Source organism: Kribbella pratensis (assembly GCF_004366075.1).
Lineage (GTDB): Bacteria > Actinomycetota > Actinomycetes > Propionibacteriales > Kribbellaceae > Kribbella > Kribbella pratensis.
Genome location: NZ_SODU01000001.1, coordinates 1,757,022 through 1,775,083 on the forward strand (window position 1 = coordinate 1,757,022; position 18,062 = coordinate 1,775,083).

General features: G+C 69.2%; 14 protein-coding genes. 6 read left to right on the forward strand and 8 right to left on the reverse strand.

Features of this window, described 5'->3' with window-relative positions:
* Positions 1-130 precede the first annotated feature (130 nt).
* Positions 131-3,310 carry a S8 family serine peptidase gene (locus EV137_RS08390; protein ID WP_134127601.1) on the forward strand — a complete coding sequence of 1,060 codons (3,180 nt, stop codon included), beginning with the start codon at positions 131-133 and terminating at the stop codon, positions 3,308-3,310.
* Here EV137_RS08390 and EV137_RS08395 read toward each other — a convergent pair.
* Positions 3,307-4,038 carry a DUF899 domain-containing protein gene (locus EV137_RS08395; protein ID WP_134127603.1) on the reverse strand — a complete coding sequence of 244 codons (732 nt, stop codon included), beginning with the start codon at positions 4,036-4,038 and terminating at the stop codon, positions 3,307-3,309. The genes EV137_RS08390 and EV137_RS08395 overlap by 4 nt on opposite strands.
* A 171-nt stretch (positions 4,039-4,209) precedes the next feature.
* Between EV137_RS08395 and EV137_RS08400 the strand changes: the two genes are divergently transcribed.
* Positions 4,210-5,271, forward strand: coding sequence for an alpha/beta hydrolase (locus EV137_RS08400; RefSeq protein WP_166679798.1), 1,062 nt, complete (start codon positions 4,210-4,212; stop codon positions 5,269-5,271).
* Here EV137_RS08400 and EV137_RS08405 read toward each other — a convergent pair.
* A complete protein-coding gene (locus EV137_RS08405) occupies positions 5,268-5,753 on the reverse strand; it encodes a GNAT family N-acetyltransferase (RefSeq protein WP_134127607.1) in 486 nt (161 codons plus the stop codon). The two genes, EV137_RS08400 and EV137_RS08405, sit on opposite strands and share 4 nt — an antisense overlap.
* Positions 5,754-5,804: 51 nt before the next feature.
* Between EV137_RS08405 and EV137_RS08410 the strand changes: the two genes are divergently transcribed.
* On the forward strand, positions 5,805-6,362 hold the full coding sequence (locus EV137_RS08410) for a TetR/AcrR family transcriptional regulator (RefSeq protein WP_134127609.1): 558 nt from the start codon (positions 5,805-5,807) through the stop codon (positions 6,360-6,362).
* A 189-nt stretch (positions 6,363-6,551) separates the two neighbouring features.
* Positions 6,552-7,499 (forward strand): hypothetical protein, encoded by a 948-nt coding sequence (locus EV137_RS08415; RefSeq protein ID WP_134127611.1) that lies wholly within the window; start codon positions 6,552-6,554, stop codon positions 7,497-7,499.
* A 42-nt stretch (positions 7,500-7,541) separates the two neighbouring features.
* On the opposite strand, the gene EV137_RS08420 is transcribed toward EV137_RS08415, so the two are convergent.
* The 5 genes from EV137_RS08420 to EV137_RS08440 form a co-directional block, all read right to left on the reverse strand.
* On the reverse strand, positions 7,542-8,978 hold the full coding sequence (locus tag EV137_RS08420) for an RNB domain-containing ribonuclease (protein WP_134127613.1): 1,437 nt from the start codon (positions 8,976-8,978) through the stop codon (positions 7,542-7,544).
* Between the two features lie 5 nt (positions 8,979-8,983).
* On the reverse strand, positions 8,984-10,147 hold the full coding sequence (locus tag EV137_RS08425; protein WP_238175170.1) for a bifunctional RNase H/acid phosphatase: 1,164 nt from the start codon (positions 10,145-10,147) through the stop codon (positions 8,984-8,986).
* Entirely contained in the window at positions 10,105-10,863 is a 759-nt protein-coding gene (locus tag EV137_RS08430) for a zinc ribbon domain-containing protein (RefSeq protein WP_134127617.1), read from the reverse strand. The genes EV137_RS08425 and EV137_RS08430 overlap by 43 nt, the downstream gene beginning before the upstream one ends.
* A 16-nt stretch (positions 10,864-10,879) precedes the next feature.
* On the reverse strand, positions 10,880-12,007 hold the full coding sequence (locus tag EV137_RS08435; RefSeq protein ID WP_238175171.1) for a Nif3-like dinuclear metal center hexameric protein: 1,128 nt from the start codon (positions 12,005-12,007) through the stop codon (positions 10,880-10,882).
* A gap of 138 nt (positions 12,008-12,145) precedes the next feature.
* Entirely contained in the window at positions 12,146-13,801 is a 1,656-nt protein-coding gene (locus tag EV137_RS08440) for a glycoside hydrolase family 13 protein (RefSeq protein WP_238175172.1), read from the reverse strand.
* A 109-nt stretch (positions 13,802-13,910) separates the two neighbouring features.
* Between EV137_RS08440 and EV137_RS08445 the strand changes: the two genes are divergently transcribed.
* Positions 13,911-15,119 carry an ROK family transcriptional regulator gene (locus EV137_RS08445; RefSeq protein ID WP_133999596.1) on the forward strand — a complete coding sequence of 403 codons (1,209 nt, stop codon included), beginning with the start codon at positions 13,911-13,913 and terminating at the stop codon, positions 15,117-15,119.
* A 12-nt stretch (positions 15,120-15,131) separates the two neighbouring features.
* On the opposite strand, the gene nagZ is transcribed toward EV137_RS08445, so the two are convergent.
* Positions 15,132-16,616, reverse strand: a complete 1,485-nt coding sequence (gene nagZ, locus EV137_RS08450; protein ID WP_134127623.1) for a beta-N-acetylhexosaminidase — start codon at positions 16,614-16,616, stop codon at positions 15,132-15,134.
* A 223-nt stretch (positions 16,617-16,839) separates the two neighbouring features.
* Here nagZ and EV137_RS08455 point away from each other — a divergent pair, with 223 nt between their 5' ends.
* Entirely contained in the window at positions 16,840-17,769 is a 930-nt protein-coding gene (locus EV137_RS08455; protein WP_133999602.1) for an ROK family protein, read from the forward strand.
* Positions 17,770-18,062 lie beyond the last annotated feature (293 nt).

Genomic DNA, 18,062 nt, shown 5'->3' on the forward strand with positions numbered 1-18,062 from the left:
CTCCCCCGCGACTTTTGAGTGGGGTTGAGGCCTGGCGACGGCCGGGGTTTGGTGCGACTGTGCTTCCCAGGGGTCACGAGCAGGTCACGGGAAACGCTTGTGTGGGGTACACGGGATGGGGGATCGAACAATGCTGTCTTGGATCAGGAAGCTGGGTGTGATCGGGACCGCGGGGGCGGTTGCGGTCGCGATGGTCGGGGTGGGTCCGGCCGCCGCCGACCCGCCACCACAGCACAAGAAGGATCTTGGGTACGCCGCCAAGGCGCTGTTGCAGAAGGCACGGTCGAAGGGTCAGACGTCGGTCACGCTGCTCGTTGCCGCCGACAAGGGGCAGAGCGGCAAGGTGGCGCAGCGGCTCGCCAAGCTCGGCGGCAAGGTCGAGAAGCGCACCGACTCGGTCGGGTACCTGCGCGTGAGGATCAACATCGACAAAGCTCAGGACGTCGCGAGCATCGCAGGCGTGACCGCCGCGGACGTCGACGACGTGATCCCGCTCGAGGATCCGCGACCACACGGCAGCACGGACCCGAGTCCACAGCCGGCGCCGAACGCGTCGACCCCTCGGGTCAACCCGTACATGCCGACGGGTGACACCGGTGCCGCGCAGTTCGTCAACGCCAATCCGGCGTGGGACGGCCGCGGCGTCACGGTCGGCATCCTCGACACCGGTGTCGACCTCGGGCACCCGTCCCTGAACACGACCTCGACCGGTGAGCGGAAGATCACCGACTGGGTCACGTACACCGACCCGACGTTCGCCGGCAGCACGAACGCCGACAACGACCCGACGTGGATCCACATGACCGCGCAAGCCGCCGGCTACCCCGCGCAGTTCCGTCAGGGCACGTTCAACGAGCGCGATCCACGCCTGGGCGGCGAGGTCGGCAACGACGTCAACCGCGACGGCAACCCGGCGGGATCGTCAGGGCTGTTCGGTGTCCTCTGGGACACGGCAGCCAACACCGTCTGGGTGGACACCAACCAGAACGGCACGTTCGCCGACGACCAGCCGATGACCGACTACAAGGTCCACTACGACGTCAACCAGTTCGGTACGGACAACCCGGCCACGCCGATCAGCGAGTCGATGCCGTTCGTCGTCCAGACCGACCCGGCGAACCAGGCCGTGAACATCGGCATCGTCTCCGGCGCGCACGGTTCGCACGTCGCCGGCATCGTCGCCGGTAACAAGCTCTTCGGCGGGACCATGAGCGGCGCGGCGCCCGGCGCGAAGCTGGTGTCGGTCCGCGTGTGCCTGTTCATCGCCGGCTGCACGAACCACGCGCTGATCGAGGGCATGATCTACGCGGTGACCGTCGCGCACGTCGACGTGGTCAACATGTCGATCGGCGGCCTGCCCGCACTCAACGACGGCAACAACGCCCGCGCGGTGATCTACAACCGGCTGATCAACGAGAACGGCGTACAGCTGTTCCTGTCGGCCGGCAACAGCGGTCCGGGGATGAACACAGTCGGCGACCCGTCGGTGGCGTCCCAGGTCGTCAGCGCCGGTTCGTACATCACTCGCGCCACCTGGCTGTCGAACTACGGATCGACGACCGGCCCCGCCGAGAACCTGCACCCGTTCTCGTCGCGCGGTCCCGCAGAGGACGGCGCACTCAAACCGGAGATCGTCGCACCGGGCGCCGCGGTCTCGTCCGTGCCGACCTGGCAAGCAGGTCAGCCGGTCACTGGCACGTACGCGCTGCCACCGGGCTACGGCATGTTCAACGGCACGTCGATGGCCTCGCCACAGCTGGCCGGCGCGGGCGCGTTGCTGCTCAGCGCCGCGAAGGCCAACGGGCAGGCGGTCACACCCGCGCAGCTGCGCAAGTCGCTGTTCTCGTCGGCACGGTTCCTGACGAACTACAGCGCGTACGAGCAAGGCAACGGTCTCGCGAGCGTCGGCGACGCGTGGAACCTGCTGAAGCAGAACCTGCGGACCGACACCGTCAGCGCCAAGGTTCCGGTCAGCACCGCGCTGTCCGGCTTCCTCGCGACGCCTGGCGTCGGCATCGGCATCAACGACCGCGAGGGCGTCGTCCTGGGTACGGAGTACACCCGCACGTACACGCTGCGTCGTACCTCCGGCCCGGCCGGCAGCGTGAAGTACAAGCTGTCCTGGCTCGGCGGCGACGGCACCTTCGTCACCGCCGGCAACGTGATGCTGCCGCTGAACACGGACGTCCCGCTGCCGGTCCTGGTCAAGGCCAAGTCCGTCGGCGCGCATGCGGCGCTGCTGCAGTTCGACGACACCGGTACACCGGGGATCGAGTTCCAGACCCTGAACACGATCGTGGTGCCGTACACCCTGGCACAGGCCGCGCCGTCGCGGACGGTCAGCGGTACCATCGGCCGCAACCAGACGACGAGCTACTTCTTCCGGGTACCCGCGGGTGTCGCCGCGTTGAAGGTGGACCTGTCCGGCCCGAACGGCACTGCCGGTACCGGTCAGGCACGATTCCTTCGGTTCAGCCCGTACGGCTTGCCGAGCGAGTCCGCCGACACCAACAGCCTGTACTGCTACAGCCCGCCGGTCGCCGGCGGGACCTGTGGGGGCGATCCGCTCAGCCGGACCGTCATCAACCCACTGCCCGGGGTCTGGGAGATCACCGTCGAGGCCCGGCGTACGTCGGATGTCCTGAACACTCCCTTCACGCTGACGGCATCGTTGCTCGGCGTATCGATATCGCCGAATCCGGACATCATTCCCTCGGCCACGCTCGGGACGCCTGTGAACCGTTCGTACACCCTGACGAACCAGCAGGGGCCGTTCACTGGCAGGGCTGTGGGGACCGCACTGGGCAGCGCGAAACTGGCGACGCCCTCGATCGCGGACGGCGCGCAGCAGCAGTTCCAGGTCAACGTCACACCAGGTACGACGCAACTCCGGGCGTCGACCGGGGGCGCGAGTGACATCAACGCGGACCTCGACCTGTTCTTGTACAACTGTTCGTCCGGAAGCTGCGTCCTGACGGCGCAGAGCGCGGGCAGTACCGCCACGGAGTCGGTCACCGTGAACAACCCCGCGGTCGGCGTGTGGGTCGCGCTCGTCGACGGGTACGCCGTGCCTTCGGGAACGACGACGTACAACTACCGCGACGTACTCGTCAACCCCGCCTACGGCTCGATCGCGGTGGCGGACGCCAACGCGCTGAGAGCGACAGGCGCACAGTGGACCGTCTCGGCTGCGGTGACCGCCACCGCGGCACCCGCCGCGGGACGGGTGCTCCTCGGCAGCGTGGAGGCCCGAACCGACGCGAACGTCCTCATCGGCCAAGGAGACGTGATCATCCAATCCGTGAGCTAGTGGCAGTGGTCGCCAGGTGACTCCAGGCTGCGGCCTTCGGGCTTCTCCCAGGGTTCCTGGCGACCCAACGCGGTGAGGTCCAGGGCGGTGGCGGTGAAGGTCATCGCGTCTGGACCTCGGCCGTAGGTCGAGTAGGTGTGGTAGACGTCCTCGTCGACGCGGAGGAAGCAGCTCAGGCCGTGGAGGTCGAAGGGCTGTTGCGTCTGGGTGTGCTCGTTGTTCGGCAGCACGTCCCACTCGGCTTTGGTGCGGTAGTTGTACTCGAACGGTACGACGGACTCGTCGAGCGTCACGTGGTAGTCGTAGTTGAAGTCGCTCCCGTACGACGAGTACCACGGGTGCTCCCAGCCACGCGCGTCCCGATACGCGGCGAGCTTCTCGTACGGCGCCCGCGAGACCAACGCGAGCGTTGTGTTCGCCGCGTTGAGCAGCCGCGTCGACCCGATGTCGTCGACGAACCCGGTGCAGTTCGGGCACCCGGCGTCCCACTCCGGCTGGAACATGAAGTGGTACACCACCAACTGGTCGCGCCCCTCGAATAACTCCAGCAGACCCGCCGAACCGTCGGCCCCGGTGAATGTGTACTCCTTCTCAACCAGCACCATCGGCAGCTCACGGCGCCGCGTGTTCAGCGCATCCCGCTCCTTCGTGAACGCCTTCTCCGCAGCCAACAGCTCCCGCCGAGCCTCCACCCACTCATCCCGCGACACCACATCCGGCAAACTCATCCCAGCTCCTTCCCCAACCAACAGAACACCCGAAACGTCGGAGCCGATGGTCCAGGTTCGACACCGGGAGGATGAGAAGCTTGGCATATGAGGCGACGAGTGCGGACTGGGGTTGTGTTTTTGCTCCTGGTGGTGCTTGTTGGTGGGGCTGGGTATGTGGGGTGGGTGCTGGTGCAGCGGTCGGAGCCGGTGGCGTTGCCGGAGACGACCGGGAGTTTTCAGGTCGGGCGGCGGACGTACGAGTGGACCGACACGCCCCGCCGTGACCCGTACTCGAACGGCCCTCGCCGCCTCGCCGTCTGGCTCTGGTACCCGGTCGCGAAGGACACCACCGGCCGCCGCGTGCAGTACGCGCCGGGTGACTGGAGCGGGCTCCACCTCAAGGCACCGATCTCCTTGTTCCAAGGTCCGTTCGACACTCTCCAGGACCGTGCCCTCGATCGCGTCGCCGTCGCACCCGGTCGGTTCCCGGTCGTCGTACTGATGCCCGGTATGGGCCTCTCGGCTCCGATGTACGCCGCGCTCGCGGAGGATCTCGCCAGTCACGGGTACCTGGTCGCCGGCGTCACCCCGACGTACAGCGCGAACCTCACCGTGCTCGGCGGGCAGACCGTCGAGAGCAAACCGGACGCGAACCCGCCGAACCTCGGCGAGAGCACCGAGGGCGCGAAGCAGATCGGCGATCACCTGGTCGGCGTCTGGGCCGCCGACGCGCGGTTCGCGGCCGGCATGGTCGCCAAGGAACTCCCGAACTCGGTCGAGCCCGCGGTCGGGCCGTCGTACGTCGGTCACTCGTTCGGCGGCGCGGCCTCACTCGAGGCCTGCCGTCTGGATGCACGCTGCGCGGCCGCGGTCGACCTCGACGGGATCCAGTTCGGTGACGTCGTGACGAAGGGAGTGAAGGCGCCGATCATGCTGCTCGGCGCCGACGACTCCTGTATCACCAGCGTCTGCGGCCCGGACGCGAAGAACGACCACGACCGGGACCGCGCCCTCTCGTTGCTCAAGGCAAGCACCGGTACGTCGTGGTGCGCCACGGTCCCGGGCACGCGGCACTTCAACTTCACCGACTACGGCGTCTACTACCTGGCGTACCCGCTGCGCAGATTCCTGCCGCTCGGCAAGGCCGGCCCGCGCCACGCGCTGACCATCACGAACGGGTACGTCAACACGTTCCTCTCCCACGCGATCTACAAGACCGCCGCCCCCGGCGCACCAGCGTGTAAGTCCTAGAGATCCAGCTCGTACGTCTGACCGACGAGGCTGTCGCCCCACATCTCGTGGACTTCGGAACCGGTGAGGCGGAACCCGCGCGACAGATAGATGTGCCGCGCCGCGACCAGCGGATCGTTCGTCCACAGCACCATCCGCTTGTAGCCGGCCGAGCGGGCGAACGCCAGACACGTGTCGACCAGCTCGGCGCCGAGCCGGAGTCCGCGAGCAGCCGGCGTCACGAGCAGCAGCCGCAACTGAGCGGTCGTCTCGTCCGGCCCCCGCACGCAGAAGATGCTGCCGGCCCGCTCGCCGTCCAGCTCGGCGATCCACGCGGCCTCGCGCTCGTCGTCGTGGTCGGACGCGTACGCCGACACGATCTGCGCGATCAGCGTCTCGTACGCCGGGCCCCAGCCGTACTCCGCCGCATAGATCTCCGCATGCGACTGCACGACCCAGCCGAGGTCTCCAGGCTGCCCCAGCTTCCTGATCAGTTTCGTCATCTACCCACCCGATCTACTGACACGACTGTTTCAGTAAGCAATACTAGCCCCGTGCCAACCACGAAGGAAGCCCCGTCCGCCCGCGAGCAGGAACTGCTCGAGCGTGCGTACGCGTACTCGCTCACCCACGGGCTCGCCGACCTGTCGCTGCGACCGCTGGCGACCGCGATCGGCTCGAGCCCGCGGGTGCTGCTGTTCCTGTTCGGCAGCAAGGACGGCCTGATCCGCGCCCTGCTCGCCCGCGGTCGCGCCGACCAGCTCGAACTCCTCCGCCGGATCGAGCAGCAGTACGACGAACCGCCCGGCCTGACCGTGATCGCACGCGAACTGTGGACCTGGCTCGCGGCACCCGAACGCCGGCCGCTGATGACGTTCTGGGTCGAGGCGTACGGGCGTTCGCTCGTCGCGCCGGACGGCCCGTGGTCGGACTTCGCCCGCTCGACTGTCGACGACTGGCTCGAGCTGCTCAAGACGAGCGCGCCCGAGCAGTCGGACGCACGACGTACCGCCGTACTGGCGATGCTCCGCGGCGCCCTGCTCGACCTGCTCGCGACAGACGACCTGCAGCGCACCACTGCCGCAGTCGAGGACTACCTGACGAGGCGGTGAAGCAGGTTCCAGCCTGTCGGTGGGCGAAGTAGCGACCTGGCGGTGGCTCGGCTGTTCCCATTACGCACGAAGCCCTATACGGTGACGCACAGTAGACGGTCTAGACCGTCTCGGTGTGCGGGGATGGGCCGGGTTCGACTCCTGGCGGCACCGCAATTCCGCCCGTTCGGGGTGGAAGCAAGGGGAATCATGTCCAACACGAAGAACCGCCTCGCGGCGGCAGGATCCGCATTCACGCTGGCTGTCACAGCTGTCGGCATCTCGGTGCTCGGTGGTGGCGCGGCCGACGCCGGCGTCACCGGCCAGACCGCGACGGCCATCACATATCCGCTGGTCCGCAACTCGGTGGCCGAGAGCCAGGTTGTCAACTACAGCCTCGGCCAGAGCGACCTGCAGAAGGCGTTCGTCGCCCAGTTGTTCGCGGTCCCGGCGAACGGGGTCGACACGTCGGCCAAGCTGAAGGACGGCGTGGTGGCAGAGGTCGACCTCGCCCCGGCCGTCCAGACCAAGCTGAACAAGACCGGCCCGACGTACCTGAAGCACTGGGGCACGGTGCACCGCAACGTGATCGGCGCGGCCGATGCCGAACTCGCCACAACCTCCACCCAGTCGCCGCTCGGTGACGGTGCCCTCAGCCTGCACACCGCGTCCGCGACCGACAAGGTGGCTTTCGGCAACGAGGTGGACTTCGCCGGCCAGAACGTGAAGGACCTCGGCACAGTCGGCTTCTCGGTGTACACGACCGGCGAGAACAATGCCCTGGGCAACAACATGCCGAGCATCAGCTTCGAGATCGACCCGAATGTGGCCGCGGTGGCGTCGAACTACTCGTCGCTGGTGTACGCACCGGCCAACGGCACCGCCAACCAGTGGACGGCCTTCAACGCCAGCACTGACGCGGACAAGCACTGGGGCCTGACCGGTACCGCCTTCAACGGGACGGCGTGCTCGATCAACGGCGCCCGGTGCACCTGGACCGAGATGCTCGCCTACCTGGGCGACGGCGGCGATGAGGCCGAGCTCCTCACGGTGACGCTCAGCAAGGGCCGGGACTACGCGTTCTCCGGCGCGGTCGACGCACTGAAGTTCGGTGGCAAGACCTACGACTTCGAAGCCGCCGGAGTCTCCGTCAGCTAGCCGTCGGTTCGCCAAACGCCAGCGCCCACGAACCTGCTGTCGTCAGCCCTGAAGCAGTTCGAAGGCGACTGTGCGTTTGGCGATGTCCGCTTCGACGAGCTTCACGCGGACCTTCTGACCGAGCGGGAGCGCCGTGCCGGTGACGCGGCCCTCGATCGCGAACTTGGTCAGCGTGACGATGCCGCGGGTGTTCTCCTTGTCGTCCACGTCGGTGATCACCCCGTCGAACTCGGAACCGACCTGATCCGCGACCAGACCCGCCTCGACCATGCCGACGATCGACCGCTCGTACGCGTGCGCCCGCCGGTCCGCGTCGTCCATGATCTTCGGGATCTCGTCCATCGACTCGCGCACCCAGGCCGGCACCTCGACGCCGGCCGACAGCGCGACGCAGATCTCCCCGGCCCAGCGGTCCACCAGCCGCCGCAGCGGCGCGGTGACATGCGCGTACGCCGCCTTCATCGCGGCATGCTGCGACTGCTCCGGCACCTGGCCGTCGAACGCCGTGTACCCGGCGCCGCGGAACAGCACCGTGCACGCCGCGAGCATCGCCGCGTGCGCCGGCACCTTCGGGTCGAGCCCGTGGATGAACTCGGCGTACGTCGCCTCGTCGGACCAGACGATCCCGAGCGCCTTGGCGGTGTTGCCGAGCTTGCGCCGCAGGTCGTCGTGCGACTCGGGCAGCGTGCGCAGGATGCCGATCCTGCCCTTCGTCATCAGCTGCGCGGCAGCCATCCCGGTGAGCAGCGAGATCTGCGCGTTCCAGCCCTCGACCGGCAGCGGCGCGCGGAACTCCAGGCCCCAGCCGTGGTTGGAGGTGACGACCTCCTGGTCCGGGATCGGAAGGTTGACGCCGCCGCGTTCCAGTTCGCGCTGCTCGCGGAGCTTCCCGACCTCACGCAACAGCTGCAACGACTCAGACGCCGTACCGGCGTCCAGATCCTTCTGTACGCCGGCGTAGTTGAGCTTCGCGCGCGACTTCACCAGGGCCCGCTCGCAGGTGACGCCCGTACCCTCGCCGGTCGCGTCCACCGTGATCGTCCACAGCAGCGCGGGACGCACCTGGTCGGGCAGCAACGAGGCCGCATCCTCGGACAGCTCCGGCGGGTGCAGCGGGGTCCGCTTGTCCGGGGCGTACAGCGTCTCGCCGCGGCGCCGCGCCTCGGCGTCGATCGGGTCGCCGGCGTGCACGAACGCGGCCACGTCGGCGATCGCGTAGTACACGGTGAACCCGTCGCCGGTCCGCTCGATGTGCAGCGCCTGGTCGAGGTCCATCGAGTCCGGCGGATCGATCGTCACGAACTCGAGGTCGGTCCGATCGAGGTCCGGAAGCCGAGCCCTCCGGGCCGCCTCGAGAGCCGCGGCGGTCACCTCGGGCGGGAACTCCGCGGGCACCTCCTGCTCCCGGCGGATCTCCTGCAACGACGCCCGGAAGACCTCCGGAACGGCCTCGGCGAATCGAACCCTCTGCAGCGGCATAGGGGTCAGACTAGGGCAGGCTGCACGTTGAAGGAGCGCAAGGACGCCAGGCCGTCGGCGTACCAGTGGATCTCGGTCAGCGTGGCCGGCCGCAGCTCCATCCGGAACAGCGCCGACATCGGGGCCTGGAGCACCGACCGGACCATCAGCTTGATCGGCGTCACGTGGGTGACCACGACGACCGTCTTGCCCGGGTACCGCGCGAGCAGACTGTCACGCGCCAACCGGGCCCGCCGAGCGCACATGTCGAACGATTCGCCACCGGGCGGGGCGACCGCGGTCGACTCCAGCCAGGCGTTCATCGCGTCCGGCCACTTCTGCTGGATCTCCGCGAACGTGTGCCCGTCCCAGTCGCCGAACGCGACCTCCCGCCAGTTCTCGTCCACGACCGGGTCGAGCCCGAGCTTGGCCGCGACCGCCGCTGCAGTCTCCTGGGTACGGCGCATCGGCGACACGACCAGCGCGTCGACCCCACCGATCCGCGACAGGTAGTCGGCGGCCGCCAGCGCCTGCACGCGGCCGGTGTCGCTCAGCCCGGGATTGTCGCCACCGGATCCGGAGAACCGCTTCTCCACGGTGTGCGGCGTCTCGCCGTGCCGCAGGAAGATCAGCTGTGTCGGCGGCTCGGTCTGCGGACCCCAGCCCTGCAACGCCTTCGCGAGGTCCGACGGGTCCTTCGTCACCACCGGCGCCGATCCGGCGACGGCAGGCGTCAAGGGGATCTCGACGCCGTCGAGCGCATTGTTCGCGAGCGCGTCGGCGGCCGAGTTCTGCGCCCGCGGCACCCAGGTCCACTCGGTCCCGAACGGCGCCAGCCCCTGCGCCTTGATCGCAAGTGGCTGCAGGTCCGGGTGCTTGATCTTCCAGCGGCCGGCCATCTGCTCGATGACCAGCTTGGAGTCCATCCGCACCTCGATCGAGGCGCCCGGCGCGTACTCCGCGGCGAGCTCGAGCCCCGCGATCAGACCGGAGTACTCCGCGACGTTGTTCGTCGTGATCCCGAGCGTCCCTCCCTGCTGCGCGATCACCTTCCGCGTCACCGGGTCGCGCACCAGAGCGCCGTACGCCGCCGGCCCAGGGTTCCCCCGCGATCCACCATCGGCTTCGACAATGACGTGGTCGTACGTCATACCGCGCTCTCCGACGTCCGCACCAGGATCCGTCCGCACTCTTCACAGCGCAGTACGGCGTCCGGCGCGGCGGCCTTGATCGTGTTCAGGTCGGAGGGCGCGAGCTCCATCCGGCAACCCATACAGCGCTTGCCGACGAGCGGCGCCGCGCCGATCCCGCCGTTGCGCTCCCGCAGCCGCTGGTACTGCGCGAGCAGTGGCTCCGGCAGCTCGGCCGCCACCGTGGAGCGCTTGTCACCGAGCTCGGCGCGCTGCTCGTCGAGCTCCTTGAGCGCGGCGTCGCGGGTGGTCTCCAGCTCGGCCTGCCGACCGGCGAACGCCTCTGCCCGGGTGCGCAGGTCGGTCTGCACCGCCTCCGCGGCCTCGAGCTTCTCCATCACCTCGAGCTCGGCGTCCTCCAGATCGGAGATCCGGCGGTCGAGCGAACCGATCTCGTGCTGCAGGTTCTCCAGGTCGCGCGGCGAGGTGACCTGACCGGAGTCGATCCGCTGCTGGTTGCGGGCCTTGCGCTGCCGGACCTGCTCGACGTCGCTGTCGGCCTTCTTCTGCTCACGCTGCAGGTCGCTGACCTCGGTGTCGGCGGTGACCAGTTCGCGGTCGACCACGGACTTCTCCGCGATCAACTCCTTGAGCGCCTGGTGCTCGGGCAACGATGCGCGCTTGTGCGCGACCTGATCCAGCTGCAGGTCGAGATCCTGCAGGTCCAGCAACCGGCGTTGGACGGCGGGCTCGGCGTTCAGAGTCGGCTCCTTCAAATAAGTGGCGGCGTGCTCAGATTCGCAGGGTCCATGCGTCCGTGCAGAGCGTCGAGATGTGAGTGTCCACGGTACTGCCTTGGGCCGCCAGTCCTTCGCGCAGGAGGCGGTCGGCGTCGACCAGCCATGGCCACTCGCTGGCCCAGTGCGCGACGTCGACCAGCGCGGGGTCGCCGTACGCACGGGCCTCGGTGGCGGGATGGTGCCGCAGGTCGGCGGTCAGATAGGCGTCCACGCCGGCCGCGCGCACCCGGTCGAACTCCGAGTCCCCCGCTCCCCCGACCACCGCGACGGTCTCGATCGTCCGGTCAAGGTCCCCGGACACGCGCACGCCGTGCTCGGTCTGCGGCAGGCTCTCCGCGACGAGCCGCGCGAAATCGGCCAGCGGCAGCGGCTCCGCGAGTACGCCGACCCGCCCGCCGCCACGCTCACTCGGCAACGCGGCCACCTCATAGATGTCGTACGCCGGTTCCTCGTACGAATGCGCCGCGACGAGCGCCTCGACGACCGCGCGGCGCTTGCGGCGCGGCAGCAGCATCTCGATCCGGTTCTCGGGTACGACCTCGATGTCCCCGACGCTCCCGATCGTCGGGTTCGCGCCGGCGAGGGGCCGGAAGGTCCCCTCGCCGATGGCGCTCCAGGCGGCTCGCTCGTAGTCGCCGATCTGTCCGGCGCCGGCCTTCGCCAGCGCGTCGAGCATCGCCTGCGTCTCCGCGACCGGGACGAACACGACGACTTTGTCCATGGGCTCGGCCGGCATCGCCTTCAGCGGCCGGGTGTCGCGCAGCCCGATCGCGGCGGCGAGCGCGTCGCTGACGCCGGGGTTCGCGTTGTCGGCGTTGGTGTGGCAGACGTGCAGCGCGACCCCCGCGCGGATCAGGTCGTGGATCACGCGGCCCTTCGGCGTCGTCGCGGCCACACTGTTCACTCCGCGCAGTAGCAACGGGTGATGCGTGACGAGCAGGTCGAACCCGCCGTCGATCGCCTCGTCGATCACGCCCCGCATCGGGTCGACGGCGAACAGGATCCGCCGTACCTCCTGCTCCGGGTCGCCGGTCACGAGACCGACCGCGTCCCAGGACTCCGCCCAGGCCGGGTTGTAGAGCCGATCGAGAACCGCGATCACGTCCGCAAGCGTCGTCACGCGCTTATCCTGACATTCCCGCAGTTGGGACGGATCGTGACGGGGGCAACCGCCCGCTGCCCCCGCCACGTCCATCAACACTCCGGCCAAGGGGGAGTGCCTCATACGGGCCGGCTCGACCGGAGCGGGTCTGGGGTGCTAGATCAGCCAGGCGGTCGTGGCGCTGGGCAGCTTCTCGCCCTCGAGCGGTCCGCTGGACAGCACGACCGCCGCGTCGGGCAGCTCGACCGGGGCCGCGCCGAAGTTCGTGACGCTCTGCCAGCCGCCCGAGCGGACGAAGTGCAGAACGTCGTCGGAGCCGTCGATCCAGGTGAGCGAGCTGCCGGTGCGCAGCCCACGCCGTACGGCGAGAGCCTTGCGGTACAGGCTCAATGTCGACTCCGCGTCGTTCTCCTGCGCCTCGACGGAGTACGCGCCGAACCACTTCGGCTGCAGCAGGTGGGAACCGCCCGTGCCGAAGCCGAACGACAGGCCGCCGACGGTCCACGGCAGCGGCACGCGGCAGCCGTCGCGACCCTTCTCGGCACCCTTCGAGCGGAAGTACGCCGGGTCCTGCAGGTTCGCCGCCGGCAGCTCGCCGACCTCTTGCAGACCGAGCTCCTCACCCTGGTACAGGTACGCCGAACCCGGCAACGCCAGCATCAGCAGGGTCGCGGCCCGAGCGCGGCGCAGGCCCAGCTCGACGTCGACCGTCGGCTCGGTGCCGTTGCTCAGCAGCCAGTCCTTGCCGTCCTGCCAGCCGCCCTTAGGGTTCTTCGGCAGGCCGTACCGGGTGGCGTGCCGGACGACGTCGTGGTTCGAGAACACCCACGTCGACGACGAGCCGTTCTCCTCGGCGAGCGCGAGATTCTCCTCGATCACCTTGCGGAACTTCTCGTACTCGAAGTCGGCCTGCAGCAGGTCGAAGTTGAACGCCTGCCCGAGCCCGTCGGCACTCGCGTACCGCGCCCGGCGGGCGGCCGGCACGAACGCCTCGGCGACCGCCGATCGCGGCGGGTCGTAGGTGTTCAGCAGCTTGCGCCAGTCCCTGTAGATCTCGTGGACGCCGTCCTGGTCCCAGAGCGGGTGCTGACCGTTCGACTCGGACTGCCGCGGCAGTGTGGTCTTCGACGGGAACGGCTCGGACAGGTCCTTCACGAGCGCGTGCGCGACATCGACGCGGAAACCGTCGACGCCACGATCCGACCAGAACTTCAGGGTGTCCAGGAAGTCCGCCCGTACCTCGGGGTGCTGCCAGTTCAGGTCCGGCTGCTCGGCCGCGAACATGTGCAGGTACCACTGGCCGTCGTCGGTCTGCGCCCAGGCGGAGCCGCCGAACACCGAGTCCCAGTCCGACGGCGGCTGGTTGGGGGCGCCGTCCGGGCCGTCGCGGAAGATGTACCGGTCGCGGGCCGGGTGACCCTTCGCAGCCTCGAGGGCCTCGACGAACCACTCGTGCTGGTTGGACGTGTGGTTCGGGACGATGTCGACGATCAGTTTGATGTTCTCCGCGTGCAGCGCGGCGACCAGCTCGTCGAAGTCCTCCAGGGTCCCTAGCCGCGGGTCGACGTTGCGGTAGTCGTCGACGTCGTACCCGCCGTCGGCGAGCGCGGACGGGTAGAAGGGGCTCAGCCAGACCGCGTCGATGCCCAGCGCGACCAGGTACGGGACTCGACTGATGATGCCGGGCAGGTCACCGACACCGTCGCCGTTCGCGTCAGCGAAGCTGCGCGGGTAGATCTGGTAGACGACGGCCTGCCGCCACCAGTCGGCCTGAGTCGTTCGGGTCGTCGGGGTCGTCTGCGGACTCGTCACGATCGCCTCACTCGGAATCTGCTGGTAACCCAGCGTTTATATATAGGCTCTAAATTTAGAATCTGCATGTATTCTGCGGTCGGTACGACGACGAGGTCAAGGGGCTTTCATGGCGAAACCACCGACAACGCCGCCCACGGCCACGCCGACGATGTTGCGCCGGGTGAACGCGGGCAAGGTACTAGGCGTGCTCACCCGCGCCCGGGTGATGACAGGAACCGGCCTGATCGAGGCCACCGGTCTCACCCGCGCGACCGTGCACGCGGTCTGCAACGACCTGATCTCGATGGGCTGGGTGGTCGAGCTCGACCCCGGCCGGACGTCGGTCGGGCGGCCGTCGCGGCGGTTCGAGTTCAACAGCCACGCGGGGTACGTGCTCGGCATCGACATCGGCGCGGCCAAGACGACGGTGCTGGTCTCCGACCTGCGCGGCGAGACGGTGGCCAAGGCCGGGCGGTCGGCCGCCGGCGTGAAGACGCCGAGCGAGCGGACCGAGATCGTGCACGAGACCGTCGTCGAGGCGCTCGCGTCCGCGGAGGTGTCAGACGCACAGGTCCTCGCTGCGGGCGCCGGGGTCGCGGCTCCCGTCGACCGGGACGGGAACATCCTGGTCGACGACGAGTTCTGGCGCCGCTTCGACGCCGGGCTCGCGCAGCGGCTGACCGAGCTGCACGGGTGGCCGGTCCTGCTGGAGAACGACGCCAACCTCGCGACCCTCGGGGAGCACTGGCGAGGCGAGGCGCGCAACGTCGACGACCTCGTCGTACTGCTCGCCGGTGAACGGTTCGGGTCGGGTCTGATGGATTCCGGCCGGTTGCTGCACGGCAGTCGCGGCGGCGCCGGCGAGATGGTGTTCCTCAAGCTGATCGAAGGGGTCGGCGACACCCACGGGATCGCCCGCATCGCCCGCGAGAACGGTACGGCGGCAGTCGCGGACGAGGCCGTGCACACGTCGTTGCGGGACCTCGCGACCGACGGCGAGGTGACCGCCGAGCAGGTGTTCCGCGCGGCCGCCGACGGCGACAAGGTTGCCCAGGGCATCCTTCAGGACATCGCCGCACGCACCGCGCGGGTGGTCGCGACGCTCGGCACCCTGTTCAACCCCGAGCTGGTGGTCCTGGGTGGCGCCGTCGCCGAGGCGGCGGCCGCTCTGCTCCCCGACCTCGAGGCCCACCTGGCCCGCTACACCAGCACTCCCCCGCGCGTCGCGGTCTCCTCCCTCGGCGACGCGATCGTCTCGGTCGGCGCGGTCCGCCACGCCCTCAACTACGTAGAACAGCACGCCCTCGACCTGGAACTCAGCTGCCGCCCGGTGTGAGGCACCGATCGATTACCGCTCGCGGGTCAGTTGGCGGGCGATGGCCTCCAGGACGATGACGTTGCGGCCGGAGGTGGTGGCGGACGGCACGCCCTGTGGGACGAGCGCCTGGTCCTCGGGGATGCCGGTGCAGAGCACGAAGACGTTGTCCGCGTGACCCTGGACGAGGTGGTTCAGGGCTTCGCGCATCCACGGCGTACGGCCGGCGTCCTGGACGGCGATCACCAGCGGACGACCCTGCGCGGCCTTCGCCGCCTTGGCGATCGCGTCGTCCTGCGGCTCCCCGGTGTCGGTGAGGTGGTGCTCGCCGCGGAGTACGACGCCCTCGGCGCCGGGAGCGACCCGGGTGAAGACCTCAGGTAGCCCGGAGAAGTAGGGATTCCAGGCCGGGTGCAGACCCTGCGTCAGATCGATGACGTACGGCGTTGCCCCGAGCGCCGGGAACGTCTGCCCGGCGACCACGCGCGCGGCGACCTCGCGGATCGGAGCGCCGTCGAGGCCCGGCTGCCGGCTGCGCTGCCCGAGTGAGCCGGCGAGAGCCCGGACCCGGGCGGCTGCGTCGGCGACCCGCTCGGCGGGAAGCGTCCCGGCGCGGACGGCGTCGATCACGCGTGCGGTCAGGGCCTGCGGGTCCGCCGTACCGACCGCGATCATCGCGAGGTCCGCGCCGGCGCCGATCGAGGCGACCGCGGCGTCCTCGATCGAGCGGTTCTTGGTGATCGCCTGCATCTCGAGCGCGTCGGTGGTGATGACGCCGGTGAAGCCGAGCTCCTCGCGCAACAACCCGGTCAGCACCCGGTGCGAGAGCGTGGCCGGCTGGTCGTCGTACGCCGAGAAGATGATGTGCGCGCTCATCACGACGTCGGCGCCGGCCGCGATGGTCGCCCGGAACGGCGCGAGCTCGACGTCCGCGACCTCCTCGATCGAACGGTCGACGCGCGGCAGATCGGTGTGTGAGTCGACCGAGACGTCGCCGTGGCCCGGGAAGTGCTTCGGGCAGGCGGCGATCCCGGCGTCGTGGACGCCCTCGACGAACGCGACGCCGTGCCGCGCGACGACGTCCGCGGTCCGGCCGAACGAGCGGGTGGAGATGATCGGGTTCGCGGGGTTGCTGTTCACGTCGACCGACGGGGCCAGCATCAGGTCGATACCCACCGACGCCAGGGTCGCGGCCGCGTCCCGGGCCGCGGCGCGGGTCAGGTCGACATCGTCCAGGTCGCCCAGCAGGCGCGGCGACGCGAGCGGCCACGGGTTGGCCGGCGCCAGGTGGCTGAACTCGCCGCCCTCGTGGTCGATCGCCACGATCAGGTCCGGCCGCTCGGCCCGCAAAGCGGCCGTCAGCGCCGCTACTTGTTCGGCGTCCGCCACGTTGCGGGTGAACAGGATGACGGCCCCGAGCCCGCCCGCCACCGCCCGCCGGAGGTCGTCGGGAGCCGTGGTCCCGGTGAAACCGACGACCAGCGAGCCGGCCGCGTCACGATCCAGTTGATCACTCATCCCCCAACCCTCTCGCAGCCCCACCGCTGCGCGCCAGCTATCACCGACAGCTGATAATTAGCCGCGTCGAACGCCCGGAGGGGCATCGTTGTCAGGAGCGGACATGGCAATAACCTGCCTCCTTCCTGCGGGTTTTCCGTGATTACCGCGAATCACCTCTGTCTGTTCGGGCCGACTACAGATAACGTTGTCTCTCGACCTGACCGCCCTGACCGGGGGGACGATGAGCGACGACACAGCGAAGGCGCGGGAGACCGTGCTGGGAATCGACATCGGCGGCACGAAGATGGCCGCCGCTCTGGTGTCTGCGGACGGCACGATTCTCACCGGCGACCGGATCCGCACCCCGTCCGGCGACGCCGACCAGGTGTTCGCCGCACTCGGAGAGCTGATCGAGCGCGTTCGCGGCGACGCCACCCCGCTGGCCGTGGGCATCGGCTCTGCCGGCCCGGTCGACCAGCAGCACGGCCTGGTCTCCCCGGTGAACATCGCCGGCTGGCGCAACTTCCCGATCGTCGACCGGGTCCGGGCGCTGACGGGCGACATTCCGGTGGCACTCGGGCTGGACGGGCACTGCTTCGCGCTCGGTGAGTTCTGGAGCGGCGCGGGTCGCGACGCGCACACCCTGCTCGGGATCGTCGTCTCGACCGGCGTCGGGGGCGGCCTCGTCGTCGACGGCAGACCGCTGATCGGCCAGTCCGGCAACGCGGCCCACATCGGCCACGTGGTGATCGACCAGGACGGCGAGGCGTGCGTGTGCGGGTCGTTCGGCTGTGTCGAGGCGTACGCGAGCGGTCCCAGGATGGTCGCCCGCGCGCAGCGGAGCGGTTGGCGGACAGGCGAGGACGTGGATGCCGAGGTACTGGCCGCCGACGCCGCGGCCGGGGACGAGCTCGCGCTGGCCGCGTTCGACGATGGCGCACAGGCGCTGGCCGCGGGGATCGTCGCGACGGCCGTGACCGTCGACCTGACCGCGGTCGTGATCGGCGGCGGGGTCGCGAAGGCCGGACCGGTGCTGTTCGACCCGGTGCAGGCGTGGGTGAAACGGCTGGCGCAACTGCCGTTCGTCACAGACCTCACCGTGGTGCCCGCTCAACTGGACAACGCTGGCCTGCTCGGCGCCGCCCACCAGGCCTGGGCTGCACTGGCCTGACCCACAGTGACCTGATGTACACACTTTTGCGCGTTGGGTAAGGCTTCTCCCGCGCACCTTTGCGCAATTTTTACGAATCTTCGCGATCCGTGTAACGACTGACCTACGTCACGCGATGCAACGGATGGATGGGGTGGGGGCACCGTCATCCACGACCGGTCGAGGGGGGCTCAGGCCGGGCGTCAACCGGGAGATCGGGGGGTTGGTCGACCGGAGCACGTGAGCGGCGGGTGAGGGAACTCTCCCGCCGCCACCGTGTGGACTGCAGGGTCGGGAACCAGTCTGCCACCGGC

Bases quoted from the DNA above. Each gene is read 5' to 3' on its own strand.
- EV137_RS08455 (WP_133999602.1), top strand. From the start codon at position 16,840: ATGAGCGACGACACAGCGAAGGCGCGGGAGACCGTGCTGGGAATCGAC.
- EV137_RS08415 (WP_134127611.1), top strand. From the start codon at position 6,552: ATGTCCAACACGAAGAACCGCCTCGCGGCGGCAGGATCCGCATTCACG.
- nagZ (WP_134127623.1), bottom strand. From the start codon at position 16,616: ATGAGTGATCAACTGGATCGTGACGCGGCCGGCTCGCTGGTCGTCGGT.
- EV137_RS08390 (WP_134127601.1), top strand. From the start codon at position 131: ATGCTGTCTTGGATCAGGAAGCTGGGTGTGATCGGGACCGCGGGGGCG.
- EV137_RS08395 (WP_134127603.1), bottom strand. From the start codon at position 4,038: ATGAGTTTGCCGGATGTGGTGTCGCGGGATGAGTGGGTGGAGGCTCGG.
- EV137_RS08420 (WP_134127613.1), bottom strand. From the start codon at position 8,978: ATGCCGCTGCAGAGGGTTCGATTCGCCGAGGCCGTTCCGGAGGTCTTC.
- EV137_RS08445 (WP_133999596.1), top strand. From the start codon at position 13,911: ATGGCGAAACCACCGACAACGCCGCCCACGGCCACGCCGACGATGTTG.
- EV137_RS08405 (WP_134127607.1), bottom strand. From the start codon at position 5,753: ATGACGAAACTGATCAGGAAGCTGGGGCAGCCTGGAGACCTCGGCTGG.